Below are 11,975 nucleotides of genomic sequence, written 5' to 3'. Positions count from 1 at the left end.
TTATTTTCTAATAACTCTTATAAAAATCACTATTTAGTGGTATAAAATACATAACCGTTTCAAAAATACCTTCCATATAATGTCTTAGATAAATTTTATAATTTGGATTGATATCTAGTACTATTTGAGGAATTTTATACCAATCTTGTGCTTTATGATATATACAAATAGCAAGGATTGCTTGGTTTTCTTTTATTGTATTTTTTGCTCCAATTAAAGCATCTTGTTCTGCACCTTCTATATCTAGCTTTATAAAATCGATTTTTTCATTTATCAAATTATCTATTGTATTTATATTTGATGCTTGATAATCATGTGCGCAGTTATTTTGTAGTTTTTGATTTGTCATATTTTCTATTTTTTTATTTCCTAATCCACAATTTATAAACTCAATATTTTTATATTTAGAAAAATTCTTTTTTGCTATATTTATATGTAAATTATTTGGTTCAATACAATATATTTTTTTAAAATCAGGGAAATTACTTATGATTTGAGGAATAGTATCACCCACATAAGAACCACCATCAAGAAAAACTATATCTTTGATATTTGGTACTAACTCTTTATCAAAGTATTGTTCTTTGTGATTATTTATAAATCCTTGCATAAAATCAAAATCAAAACTTATCTTAAAATTTATTACTTTTGTAAAAATCTCTTTTGACTTTTCATCACAAAGTAGATTGTAAACTTTTTCATACTCTACTTTATTATTTTTGAAATCATCTTCAAAGTCAGTTATAAAAGGTGGTTTTACTAAAAGTTCTTTATCTATTTTACTATATTTATAAAAGCTAAGATAATTTATATTTTCAAAACCTTTTTTATCAAGTGCATTTTTTACTTCTAAAGGACTACCTGTTGATACAGATAGAATAAGTGCATCTTTTGGTACCTCATCAATTTTATAAATTGATTTTTTTCTTGAACTTTGCACCCTTGTAAAATCATCAATTATTCCATCAATTTGTACATGTTTTTGAATAGATTTTGTATATTTATTAATTCCAAGAATAAATTTCTTTTTAGTAAAAGAGTAAAGAAACTCTTCTACAAGCTCTTTATCTTTTTTATTTATATAAGTTTCATCAATAAGATTTAGCATACGTAGATTAAAGTATTAGTGCTTTTAAACTCTTAACTGTATATAGTTTTAAAGCATTCCCTTTTTCAGCTTTTAGTTCATTTGAAAATCCACTTTTTGAAAACAGTACTGTACAATCAGGTACAATTTCTAATTTTTCACAAATTGCATGCAGTCTATTTAGTTCATTTTTCTTAACTTTTGTATTTGTGTATTTACAGCTTCCAATTAAGATTTTTCCACTTTTTGTTTTGGCAATTAAATCTAAATCATTTTTATCTTCATCCCAATATCTTCCGATATTTTCAATCTCATCATCAGCAAAAGCACTTTTTATAAACTCATGACTTAATTGTTCAAATATTAAGTGCATAAACTCTAATTGATAGTTATTAAATCTTTCAAAACTCTCATCATACTCTTCTTTGGCTATTCCTCTATACAAAGGAGATACAAAAGCAAACCAAAATCTTAAAAATGGTGTTGTGAATAGTAGTTTATTTAATTTTTCATTTCTTATTTTTTCACTTTGTACAAAATCAACAGGTGTCTCTTTTGTTAATATTCCCAAATGAGCTAAATTTGAAATTGTTTCTATTCCCTCATCATAGTCAACATCAGCTCTTTTAAATGCTGTTGTTGTTCTTCTATCTCCAAGTGCAAGCCCTGTTAATATTTTATGGTAAGGAGCATTATTTTGAGTTAGTTTTTCTATACTCTCTTGAATCTCATAATACTCATCTAAAATATGCCTTATGATAAGTGTTCTAAGAGGTTTTGATGTATCAATTTTAACATCTAATCCACCAAAAACAGCAAAGTAATTTACAGCTGTTTGCATATCTTTTGGTTTATTCTTTTCACAAAATATCTTAAATTGTTCTATTAATGTTTTATCATTTAGTATAATAGTAAAGCCTTTTATATTTTATTTTTATAATTATAACATAAAAGGCAACTATCTTTTAATATGATATTATTTTTCTATGATTTTATGAATTTATTTTAAGAAAAGAGTTTTATTTTTGATATTTTTGAAAAAAATTGTTTAATTGATTTGCAAAGCTTTGTGCATCTTTTTGAGTAAAGGGTGCAGGTCCTTTTGTAATCTCTCCGCTATCGCGTATTTCTTGCATTAGGTTTCTAATAGCAAGGCACTCTTTTATATTATCTTGTGTATACTCCAAGCCTCTATGATCTATCGCATGGGCTTGTTTTTCTATAACTCTATTTGCAAGAGGAATATCAGCAGTGATAACTAAATCACCTTTTTGTAAAAGCTCAACTATTTTATCATCTGCTTCATCTGCTCCTTGCTCTACTATCATATAACTTATATTTGAAGATTTTCCAATATTTATTTTTTTATTTGCTATTACAATAGTTTGCAAAGCCAATCTTTCAATTGCTCTTAAAAGAATAGGCTTTAAAAGATTAGGGAAAGCATCGCCATCTACATATAAAATCATTATAAAATCTCTTGTACTCTACCTACTTGCCCATCTTGTAATCTAACTTTGATTCCATGGGGATGAAAAGGAGAGTTTGTTAAGATATCTTTTACAACTCCTTTTGTAAGCTTTCCACTTCTTTGGTCTTGTTTTAAGACTATATTTACATTCATACCTTGTTTTATATCAAATCTTTTTTTATTATCCATTTTACAAACTTTTTTTATAATTTAATATCTCTTTTACAAAACTTATATTGTAAAAAAACACTACTTTAAATAAAAGTGATATTTTTATTGCATCACTATTTGTTGCATCAATTATAGTAAGGTCAAATCCCTCACCATCAGCTTGATTTTTAGGTCTTACTTCAATATTTATAGGTTTTAATGCTTTCATCATATTTATTGTATTTTTTTTTGCTTTAGGTTTTAGTTTTTCAAAAAAACCTTTATCTTTTTCTTCAAGTTTCATTGTCTCATATAATAAAACTAAAGTATCTTTATATATAGTTTTATTCCAAGAAACTTTTCCTTTACTATAATGAAAAGTTGAACTCTTATTTAAAAGTGGATTAATTTTCTCATTTTTTATATCTTCGATTAATTGTAAAAAGAAATTAACTCCACCTAAACTATTTGAAAGAGTTGTTACTTCTTTATTTAAATACTCTTTTGTTTCTTCTTCTAAATCTTTAAATCTCATCTTACTCCGATTGTTTTTATGAAAGTATAGCTAAAAATTTGCAATTTTACTTTCTTATTGATGTTGCAGTTAAAAATATATAGTTTTTTCCAGTAAGCGTAACTCTAAACTTTTTTTGTTGTAGGTATTTTTTACAAAACATGGCATCTTTATATAAAACTGACATTTCTGAAAAAGAGTAATTTTTTGCTTTAGCACCATAAATCATCTGTCCATCATGCCATCTACAATTTGGAAATCCTATTATCATAGCTGCATTTTTTTCCATATAGTTTTGAACTATATTCATAAAAGTCTCATTGAAATTCATATTAGAACTTTGTAAAGTTCCAATACTAATAATCAAATCAAACTTACCTAAATCTAACTGCTCTAGTTTATTTATATCATGTGCAAAAAACTTTACATTACTATTTTCTTTAAATTTTTCCTTTGCAAGAGTTATTGCACTACTGCTATAATCAACTCCCACAAATTCAATATCATTAAAATTTTCACAAAGTTGCTTTATAACTTCAAACTCACCTGCACTATTTACTCCAAGATTTAATACTTTTTTTCTTGATGATATTTTCGTATTTTCTAAACACTTAATATAATTAATCAAAAAATCTGGTTCTTCATTTTTATTTATTTGATTAAAAGTAGATAAAGCTCCATATTTCTCTTCATTTGAGTCTTCATTATGAAAACTTTTGCCTTTATTGACTTTTTCTAGTGTTATTGATACTTTTTTTTCATCTATATATTTTGGTGTTAATATCTTACAATCTAAAAGTAAAGCTAAATCAACATAAGAATTAAAACTTCTATATATAAACTCTTCGTTTTCAATTTTTACAACTTCACCTGCATAACTTGAGGCTAAAAAGTCTGGATTTAAAACAGTAAAACTAATTTTATTTTGTGTTTTTAGAAGTTCTTGTAAAGTTTGATATATTTCAAACATGCTTTGCTTTGTAAAATCTTGCATTAACTCTCTTTATTTTTTACAAATTATATAAAAGAAAGAATTAATACTATCTATATGAAGCATTTGATTTTTTAATTTTCATATCATGAAAACCATTAATTGACATAAACATTCTTATCTCTTTGTCAATTGCTCTATTTTTAGGTCCTTTAATTATTTCAACAATTGGTGAAATATTATCTTTATTTTTATCAAATTTTAGTTCAAAATAGGGAATTATATTATCATGACAAGTTCTAAATTTCATATTTGAGATACTATTTTCAAATCTGTAACAAGAGTTTTCTCTGTCATTTGTAATTATTGGATTATGAATTACTCTTACTTCTTGTTCTTCTTTAAAAAGTTCACTTTTTGATTTTGCAGCAAGGTTATTGATTTTTGTAATTGTTTCTTGACATATTTTTTTAAAGCAATTAAAATCTGTTTTAATTATAGAGTTATCAAGATTTTCAATAGAGTCTAATATCTCTTCAATTTGTCTATTTTGCTCTTCTTCACTATATAAAACTTTAGAGATTTTTATATTACTTGCATAATCAAAATATTCTGAATTAAAGCCAATAGCAATACCTTTGCCATCATTTGCATAAGCTCGCCATTGGCTTAATAAATCTTGACCTTGAGAAAAAGATGCAACATAAACTAAAGGATGTTGGACTAAATACATCTCTTCAAAAAGCTCATACTTTTTAAAGTTATGTTTTGTTGTAAGCTCTTTTATTCTATTTGCAACTTTATCTTTTATCCAATGTATCTCTTTATAATCGTTTAAATTATATATGGAACTAAGCCATAAGGTTTTATTTTGAATAATCGCTTTAAATGAATCAATATTACAGTAGTGGTAAATAACGTTATTCATAAATAGCCTTTTATAGTTGAATATTAAAATAGTCCCTTAAAACCTCAGCTCTGTTTTCTAAACTTATTCCCCAAACTCTTTTATCACTATTTTCTTTATATGTTATCATATCATTTGTTAATGTTATTCTTCCATCTTTTAAAGCTTTTGTTACTAAAAGTGGTGCATAACTTGAAAACTGTTCATAATTTTTTTTGTCTTCAAATACGCAAGAAAAATCTTTAACACTCTTTTTTTTAGTTGAAAACTGATATCTTACTTGCCAACCTTTAGATTTATAATTATACATCAAAGCATACTCACCATTTGCACAAGCTTGAATTTGATATTGTATATCTTCACTTTCAACTATTGTATCTTCATCAAGTGCTAAAGGAACTCTTACATTTCTTCCATTTGCAACATCAACTAAATAGTCTTTGTTATCAATTGTCACAAGTAAAGCCAAATGTGGATAATTTGCTCCTATATAGCTTGTATCTTCAACTTTTGCAAATATCATCTTTGCATCATAACCTAAATATTTCAATAAATATACAAATAAAGTATTTGATTCATAACAAATGCCACCTCTGTTATTGCACACTATTTTTTCATAAATCTTTAATATATTTACTGAAAACTCTTTTTTAAAAATAAAATCAAGGTTTTCATATGGCACATTTAAGATATAAGACTCTTGTAGTTTTTTTAAATTTTCAAAAGTAGGATTTATAGATGAAGGCTCATCATCAATACCAATTCTTTTTAGTATTTTTCCTATTTCCATGAGTTCTCCTTAATAACTACCATTATAACTTTGAAACTATATTTTACACTTAAAAAGTAATTTATTAATATTTTTTAATTTAATTCTAATCCAGTAGAATTTAAAGTATATACTGTAGGAGCTAATTTATCTATAAAAGTTTTATGATGAGACACTATAATCATAGATTTTTTTATACCATTTAAAATATCTACAATCCTTTTTTCTGCATTTACATCTAAAGCATTTGTAGGTTCATCTAAAAGAAGTATTTTAGGCTCTGTACTAAGAATAGAAGCTATTGCAACAATCTTTTGCTCTCCACCACTTAGTTCAAAAATAGTTCTATCTTTTAAATGTGATATTTCTAAACTCTCAAGTATTTTCAAAGCTTCACAATAAGCTTTTTCTTTATCTACACCTCTAGCTCTTAAATTAAACATAACATCTTCAATCACAACAGGGCACAAAAAATAATCATTTACATCTTGAGGCAAATATCCCACATCACTCCTAAATTTTTTGTACTCTTTTTTTGAATCTATTTTATTATGAAAAAGTTCTAAAACTCCTTCAAATGAATGTTCAAGTCCAGCAATTATTCTTATTAATGTACTTTTACCAACTCCATTTGCACCAACAATTGCAACTTTTTCTTCATGTCCAACATTTAAATTTACATTTTCAAAAAGTTTATTTGAACTATTTTTATATGATATTTGTTTTAATGTTATAGAACAACTCATAAGCTTACCTTTAAAATTATTACAATTAATATAAGAAGTATTAAAACAATATCTTTCTTTGTTGTTTTAAACTTATCATTTAAATAAATTTGTTTATTAAAACCTCTTGCTTCAAAAGAGTCTTTTAACTTTTGCGATTTTTTTATTGATTTTACAAAAAGCATACCTAAAATATTGCCAAAAGTATTATAAGTAAACATATTTGTCTTTGCTTCAAAACCTCTTGATTTTAAAGTATTCTTAATATTTTTGAAATCATTTGTTAAATTATCAATCATTTTTAATGTAAAATAAGTAGTTGATACAAAACTGCTTGGAAATTTCAAAATATAAAAACCTCTTACTATATCGTATCCCCTTGATTTATAAAATATTGACAAATTAAATAAAATTATCATATTTGTTCTAATATAAATATTTATGGCTTCATCATACTCTTTTTGAAAAACTAATAAAAGTGCCAATACAATTATAAAAACATTTAAATATGCCAAGGTTTTAAAAATCTTAACTATAGATTCTTTATAAAAATATAGTATATAAAAAGTTGGCAATAAATAATAAAGTTCATAAGAAGAAAAACTTACAACAATAGAATAAAAAAGTGCTGCTAAAATAGAAACAGCAGGGGAGAATATCATCTTTTAACTCTTTTTAATATATAAAATAACCCTATTATAACTAAAAGTGCAAAAATAGTTTTTAAAATATTCATATTTTCAAGTTTTGATTCTAAAGCTTTAACTTTAGCTTTTAATCTTTCATTCTCTTTTTCTAAATTACTTTTATTAATAGATTTAAAACTATTATCTTTTATAGCTTGCTTCTCTTCTTTACTTAAAGATATCTTTTTTGTAGCTATATGCCCACCTTTTGCATCAACAGATACATAAAAATTATCTTCTTTTATATCTATTGAAACTTCACCTTTTTTATTTGTAAAAGTTTTTTGCAAAAGTTTTTTATCTTTATCTTTAATTTTAACTTCGCAATTTTGGCAACCATTACCATTTGCAAAATATGCACTTATATATAAAGTTTGATTTTCATAATCTGTAAATAGATTTAGTTTATGGGCAAATAGTGAAAAACAAAGTAAACTAAGTGCTAAAAAAATCTTCATACTTTAATCTCATTTAATAAATTAGGCATTGCTTTTTTAATATATAGCAATAAAAATAATGTAATAATACCTTCTAAAATCATAGCTGGTATATTTGCTAAAACAACAGCATATGAAGCTATTAAATACTCATCTTTTGCAAAAAGAAGTACTAAAGCAAGAATAACTGTGGCAAAAAATACTCCCAAGAATCCAACTAAGAAAAATCTTATTTTTTCATTTAATTTATGTGCGATTTTTGTATGATAAAGTAAATATACTAAATATGCAGGTAAAGCCATTATGACTATGTTTGCACCCAATGATGTAACTCCACCATAACCTAACATAGTAGCTTGTAATACTAAAGCAATTGAAATTGGAAGAAAACTAACTCTTCCTAAAAATAATCCTATAACACCTACTAAAATTAAATGAATTTGTGTAGGCCCTAAAGGTATATGTATAAATGATGCTATAAAAAAAAGAGCACTCATAGCTGCACTTAAAGCAATATTTTCATTTTTTATCTCTTTTAGTGAGTATAAACACATAGCCCCACCAACTACTGCTAAGGTAGTTGCTACCTCAGCACTTAAAATTCCATCTGATATATGCATTTTTTCTTCTTTCTAATAAGCTTTTATCCAAAGTAAAGCACCGTTTTCTATTGGATACTTTTTACCATCATTAACTTTTTCACCCTCTTCTATAAGTGCAGCAAATCCCCACCAACCTTTATGGTTCATCACAAAAGAAAAATTACCATTTTCATCTGTTTTAACAACTTGTGTAATATGAGCATCTGTTGGTGCTTTTAAACCATATTCATTATATAATTCTACTTCAACCTCTACATTTGAAGCTGGTTTTGAATTGTGTAAAACTTTTCCTGTAAAAATATTACCTGCATATAAACCAAAAGGCTTTGTCAAAGGAACAATCTCATATTTTAAACCTATTGGCTCATCCCATCCATCTTCAAGACCATAAGCACTAACTATTATTTTTGGTACATGAGAAATAAACTTACCCTCACTTGGTTCAAAATATGGTTTTGGAACAGTAAAAAACTTGTAAACCCCTGGTCTTCTAATTTTATATGATGTTTCCCAAGCTAAATTATCAAATCTTTTGATTTGTTTTAAACTTAATGCATTTTTTTTATCATTTAAAAAAATACCCTCTGGCTTTACCATTTTCATCCCTGTTTGTTCAAAAGGATGAATAAACATAGACTCTATTTTTATATTAGCTTCACTTTTACTCTTAACATTATCCGTTGTTGGTATCATCGTCAAAAAATGTGCATTAGCAGCAACTGCAAATGCTAAAAAAACTAAAAAATTTCTCATTATATCTCCTAGACTTAATTTGAATTATTATAATAGTATTATTTTTACAAGATAATAAGTTTTTTAAACTCTTATGTATTTTTGGAATTAATATATAAAAATAATAAAAAATGAGCTAAACTATTTTTTAAGAACATAATTAGAGTATAGATATAATATAAAATCTAAATTGTAAAATTATTTATATTTATATTATACTTTTTATATATAAATAATCTACAAATTATCTTAAGGTAAATAATGAAACATAATAGAGTTTATATTCTTATTTCAGTAGTGTTTTTTTTGTTATATATTTTCATAATTTTTGCAACATATAATACAAATAAAACATATTTATTAAATAATACAATAAATACACAACTAAAATTAGTCCATTCATATAAAGAGAAGTTTGATGAGAAACTATCTGCATTAAAAAGAATTGTTGAAACAATGGGAAAAAAACTAATAAAAAAAGATAGATTTAAAGAGTTTAATTCCATAAAAGAGATGCTTACAACTGCAATGATTTCAGGGGATGGATTTAAAAGTGTATATATATCTTATCCAGATAACTTCACTATATCAGGAAGAACCGATTGGTATTATACAGATGATTATATTGCAGTAACAAGACCTTGGTATGTTCAAGCAGTAAATAAAGGAAAAACAACAATCTCTAAACCATATGTTGGTTCTGCTGGATTTGAAGATAAACTTTATATAAGTATAGCTTCTCCTATTTATGATAAAAATAAAAACCTTTTAGCTGTAATGTCAAGTGATTTGGAACTAAAATCTGTACAAAAAGAGATTTCAAAATTTTTTCCTTTTAAAAAAGGATTCGCTTTTTTAATGACAAATGATTCTCAAGTAATTGTCCAGTCAAATAAACTTGGAATTGATTTTGAAGATAAAAAATTATTAAAATTTTTAGAAACATTTCAAAATAATAAAAAAGGGGACAAAACTTTTAAAATAGACAATCAAGAGTATATATTTACATTTGAAAGACTTAAAAATAGTGATTGGTTGTTTGTTTCTGTATTACAAAAAGATGAGATATTTAAAACTTTAAATCAGCAACTTTTTATGAATTTGATATCATCTTTAATACTTTTTCTTTTAGGTTTAGGAACAATAATATTTATATCTATAACACAAAAAAAACTTTATGAAAAACATTTGCTCTTAGGACATTTTGCTAAAAGTCCTACTTGGGGAATACTACTAACAGATAAGAATGGAAATATTTTATTTATAAATAAAGTATTTGAAAAAATATTTAATATAAAAAGCAAAAGCTTATATGAGAAACCACTAAGTACTATAAAAGAGTTAATAAAAAATGAAAAAATAGATAAAAATGACTGTTTTGATGATATCAAAAAAAATCTTTTTTCTGTAAAGTCTTATAATCTAAAAAGAAATAATAAAACATATAGAGTCCAAATGACTCCTTTATTAAACAATTTTCACAAAGAATTAGAAGGTACTATTATTACAGTAAATGACATAAGCCATGAAAAATACTTAGAAAAAAAAGAGAGTGAACATGAACAAATTCTTATTCAAAATAGTAAAATGGCAGCTTTAGGGGAGATGGTAAGCGCAATTTCACATCAATGGAGACAGCCTTTAAGTACTCTTTTAATGCTAATAAGTAATGCAGAAGAGATTGTAGAAAAAAACTCATTAACTAAAGCTCATAACTACTTATTAAGATCAAGAGATACTATTGAACTTATGAATGAAACTGTAAATGCATTTAGAAACTTCTATAAAGAAGAGTATGGAAAAAAAGAGTTTAATCTAATAAAAATCATAAAAGAAGTTATACTAATAAGTTTTCCACAAATGCAAATGAACGGAATTGAATTAGAGTTTGATTATGATAAAGATAAAGACTATGAGTGTACTAACTACCCCTCATATATCAAACAAGTTTTAATTAATCTTTTTGGAAATGCAAAAGATGAACTATCATTTATTTTAAGACAAAAACCACTTTATGAAGCAAAAATAAAAATCAATCTTTATAGAAAAAAAGAGCATTTTTATATAAGTGTAGAAGATAATGGAAGAGGTATTTTAAAAGAGAATAAAGATAAAATATTTAAACCATTTTTTACAACAAAAAACCAAGGAACAGGAACAGGTTTATATTTATGTGATTTATTAGTAAAAAATAGAATGAATGGAAATTTATATTTAAATAGTTTACAAAACCCAACAAAATTCATAATAAAAATTGGAGTTAAAGATGTATGATAAAATTCAAGAACTACTTGAAAATAAAAATATTTTAATAGTTGAAGATGAAGAGAGTTTATTAAATATTATGGTTGAATCCATACAAGATTATGCTACAAATGTATATACAGCAAAAAATGGTATTGATGGATTAAATTGTTTTGAAACTAACTCTATTGATTTAATAATTTCAGATATTCACATGGCAAAAATGAATGGATTGAAAATGTGTAGTGAAATAAGAAAGATAGATTCATATGTACCAATTATTTTTTTAACTGCTTATGATACAGATGAAAATATGCTTGAAGCAATACAATTAAAAAGTAAAAGTATTTTAAAAAAGCCATTTGATAAAAAACAGTTACTTGTATCTATGATATTAGCAATTTCTTCATTTAAAGAAGAGTTTAAATTTTTTGATTTGAAAAATGGTTTTAAATATAATTTTGAAGCAAAAGAACTTTTATATGATGAGGAAACAATAAATCTTACTAAAAAAGAGCAAAGACTTTTAGAACTACTTATCAAACACCATGAACATACTGTTCCTTTTTCTCTTATTGAAAACTTTGTATGGAAAGATAGTGGAGCTACAGCTGATGCTATAAGAATGTTTATTAATAAGCTACGAAAAAAGACCTATACAGAACTAATTCAAAATATTCAAGGTATTGGATATAAACTCACTTTAAAATAAAACTAATT

At 24.9% G+C, this 11,975-nt stretch carries 15 protein-coding genes; 2 read left to right on the top strand and 13 right to left on the bottom strand.

Translation table 11 applies throughout. The features are described 5' to 3' along the window. Window positions 1-7: 7 nt before the first annotated feature. The 13 genes from ACTCCZ_RS00280 to ACTCCZ_RS00220 all read right to left on the bottom strand — a co-directional run bounded on the left by ACTCCZ_RS00280 (window position 8) and on the right by ACTCCZ_RS00220 (window position 9,032). A complete protein-coding gene (locus ACTCCZ_RS00280; protein WP_079576852.1) occupies window positions 8-1,108 on the bottom strand; it encodes an FkbM family methyltransferase in 1,101 nt (366 codons plus the stop codon). 7 nt (window positions 1,109-1,115) lie between these two features. Then, window positions 1,116-1,928: a DUF234 domain-containing protein gene (locus ACTCCZ_RS00275; RefSeq protein ID WP_079576851.1), complete on the bottom strand. Its 813-nt coding sequence runs from the start codon at window positions 1,926-1,928 to the stop codon at window positions 1,116-1,118. 178 nt (window positions 1,929-2,106) lie between these two features. Beyond that, the gene (locus ACTCCZ_RS00270; RefSeq protein WP_196778237.1) at window positions 2,107-2,556 is read right to left on the bottom strand and encodes a YaiI/YqxD family protein; all 450 of its coding nucleotides are present in this window, start codon (window positions 2,554-2,556) and stop codon (window positions 2,107-2,109) included. Further along, window positions 2,556-2,747, bottom strand: a complete 192-nt coding sequence (locus tag ACTCCZ_RS00265) for a YwbE family protein (RefSeq protein WP_079576849.1) — start codon at window positions 2,745-2,747, stop codon at window positions 2,556-2,558. Before ACTCCZ_RS00265 ends, ACTCCZ_RS00270 begins: the two co-directional genes overlap by 1 nt. Before the next feature lies 1 nt (window position 2,748). After that, window positions 2,749-3,243, bottom strand: coding sequence for a hypothetical protein (locus ACTCCZ_RS00260; RefSeq protein WP_079576848.1), 495 nt, complete (start codon window positions 3,241-3,243; stop codon window positions 2,749-2,751). A 46-nt stretch (window positions 3,244-3,289) separates the two neighbouring features. Continuing rightward, window positions 3,290-4,216 carry a class I SAM-dependent methyltransferase gene (locus tag ACTCCZ_RS00255; RefSeq protein WP_079576847.1) on the bottom strand — a complete coding sequence of 309 codons (927 nt, stop codon included), beginning with the start codon at window positions 4,214-4,216 and terminating at the stop codon, window positions 3,290-3,292. A 46-nt stretch (window positions 4,217-4,262) separates the two neighbouring features. Continuing rightward, complete coding sequence (locus ACTCCZ_RS00250; protein ID WP_079576846.1) at window positions 4,263-5,081, bottom strand: DUF2971 domain-containing protein; 819 nt, start codon at window positions 5,079-5,081, stop codon at window positions 4,263-4,265. Window positions 5,082-5,091: 10 nt separating this feature from the next. Then, a complete protein-coding gene (locus ACTCCZ_RS00245) occupies window positions 5,092-5,850 on the bottom strand; it encodes an arylamine N-acetyltransferase family protein (RefSeq protein ID WP_079576845.1) in 759 nt (252 codons plus the stop codon). 74 nt (window positions 5,851-5,924) lie between these two features. Continuing rightward, complete coding sequence (locus ACTCCZ_RS00240; protein WP_079576844.1) at window positions 5,925-6,575, bottom strand: energy-coupling factor ABC transporter ATP-binding protein; 651 nt, start codon at window positions 6,573-6,575, stop codon at window positions 5,925-5,927. Further along, window positions 6,572-7,216, bottom strand: a complete 645-nt coding sequence (locus tag ACTCCZ_RS00235; RefSeq protein ID WP_079576843.1) for an energy-coupling factor transporter transmembrane component T family protein — start codon at window positions 7,214-7,216, stop codon at window positions 6,572-6,574. Before ACTCCZ_RS00235 ends, ACTCCZ_RS00240 begins: the two co-directional genes overlap by 4 nt. Further along, on the bottom strand, window positions 7,213-7,698 hold the full coding sequence (locus tag ACTCCZ_RS00230) for a hypothetical protein (protein ID WP_079576842.1): 486 nt from the start codon (window positions 7,696-7,698) through the stop codon (window positions 7,213-7,215). Before ACTCCZ_RS00230 ends, ACTCCZ_RS00235 begins: the two co-directional genes overlap by 4 nt. Continuing rightward, window positions 7,695-8,297, bottom strand: a complete 603-nt coding sequence (cbiM, locus tag ACTCCZ_RS00225; protein ID WP_079576841.1) for a cobalt transporter CbiM — start codon at window positions 8,295-8,297, stop codon at window positions 7,695-7,697. The genes ACTCCZ_RS00230 and cbiM overlap by 4 nt, the downstream gene beginning before the upstream one ends. 12 nt (window positions 8,298-8,309) lie before the next feature. Beyond that, a complete protein-coding gene (locus ACTCCZ_RS00220; RefSeq protein ID WP_079576840.1) occupies window positions 8,310-9,032 on the bottom strand; it encodes a DUF4198 domain-containing protein in 723 nt (240 codons plus the stop codon). Between the two features lie 240 nt (window positions 9,033-9,272). On the opposite strand from ACTCCZ_RS00220, the gene ACTCCZ_RS00215 reads away from it, so the two are divergent. Both ACTCCZ_RS00215 and ACTCCZ_RS00210 read left to right on the top strand, forming a co-directional pair. Further along, on the top strand, window positions 9,273-11,285 hold the full coding sequence (locus ACTCCZ_RS00215) for an ATP-binding protein (protein ID WP_079576839.1): 2,013 nt from the start codon (window positions 9,273-9,275) through the stop codon (window positions 11,283-11,285). Further along, a complete protein-coding gene (locus tag ACTCCZ_RS00210; protein ID WP_079576838.1) occupies window positions 11,278-11,967 on the top strand; it encodes a response regulator transcription factor in 690 nt (229 codons plus the stop codon). The genes ACTCCZ_RS00215 and ACTCCZ_RS00210 overlap by 8 nt, the downstream gene beginning before the upstream one ends. The last annotated feature ends 8 nt before the right edge of the window (window positions 11,968-11,975 follow it).

Source organism: Malaciobacter sp., assembly GCF_055140965.1.
Note: the sequence above shows the minus strand (reverse complement) of the source record. Positions and strands in the feature narration are given on the sequence as shown.

What these genes read in the sequence shown, in the direction of transcription:
- ACTCCZ_RS00280 (WP_079576852.1), bottom strand. Translation starts at nt 1,108, where the DNA reads ATGCTAAATCTTATTGATGAAACTTATATAAATAAAAAAGATAAAGAG.
- ACTCCZ_RS00275 (WP_079576851.1), bottom strand. Translation starts at nt 1,928, where the DNA reads ATGCAAACAGCTGTAAATTACTTTGCTGTTTTTGGTGGATTAGATGTT.
- ACTCCZ_RS00270 (WP_196778237.1), bottom strand. Translation starts at nt 2,556, where the DNA reads ATGATTTTATATGTAGATGGCGATGCTTTCCCTAATCTTTTAAAGCCT.
- ACTCCZ_RS00265 (WP_079576849.1), bottom strand. Translation starts at nt 2,747, where the DNA reads ATGGATAATAAAAAAAGATTTGATATAAAACAAGGTATGAATGTAAAT.
- ACTCCZ_RS00260 (WP_079576848.1), bottom strand. Translation starts at nt 3,243, where the DNA reads ATGAGATTTAAAGATTTAGAAGAAGAAACAAAAGAGTATTTAAATAAA.
- ACTCCZ_RS00255 (WP_079576847.1), bottom strand. Translation starts at nt 4,216, where the DNA reads ATGCAAGATTTTACAAAGCAAAGCATGTTTGAAATATATCAAACTTTA.
- ACTCCZ_RS00250 (WP_079576846.1), bottom strand. Translation starts at nt 5,081, where the DNA reads ATGAATAACGTTATTTACCACTACTGTAATATTGATTCATTTAAAGCG.
- ACTCCZ_RS00245 (WP_079576845.1), bottom strand. Translation starts at nt 5,850, where the DNA reads ATGGAAATAGGAAAAATACTAAAAAGAATTGGTATTGATGATGAGCCT.
- ACTCCZ_RS00240 (WP_079576844.1), bottom strand. Translation starts at nt 6,575, where the DNA reads ATGAGTTGTTCTATAACATTAAAACAAATATCATATAAAAATAGTTCA.
- ACTCCZ_RS00235 (WP_079576843.1), bottom strand. Translation starts at nt 7,216, where the DNA reads ATGATATTCTCCCCTGCTGTTTCTATTTTAGCAGCACTTTTTTATTCT.
- ACTCCZ_RS00230 (WP_079576842.1), bottom strand. Translation starts at nt 7,698, where the DNA reads ATGAAGATTTTTTTAGCACTTAGTTTACTTTGTTTTTCACTATTTGCC.
- cbiM (WP_079576841.1), bottom strand. Translation starts at nt 8,297, where the DNA reads ATGCATATATCAGATGGAATTTTAAGTGCTGAGGTAGCAACTACCTTA.
- ACTCCZ_RS00220 (WP_079576840.1), bottom strand. Translation starts at nt 9,032, where the DNA reads ATGAGAAATTTTTTAGTTTTTTTAGCATTTGCAGTTGCTGCTAATGCA.
- ACTCCZ_RS00215 (WP_079576839.1), top strand. Translation starts at nt 9,273, where the DNA reads ATGAAACATAATAGAGTTTATATTCTTATTTCAGTAGTGTTTTTTTTG.
- ACTCCZ_RS00210 (WP_079576838.1), top strand. Translation starts at nt 11,278, where the DNA reads ATGTATGATAAAATTCAAGAACTACTTGAAAATAAAAATATTTTAATA.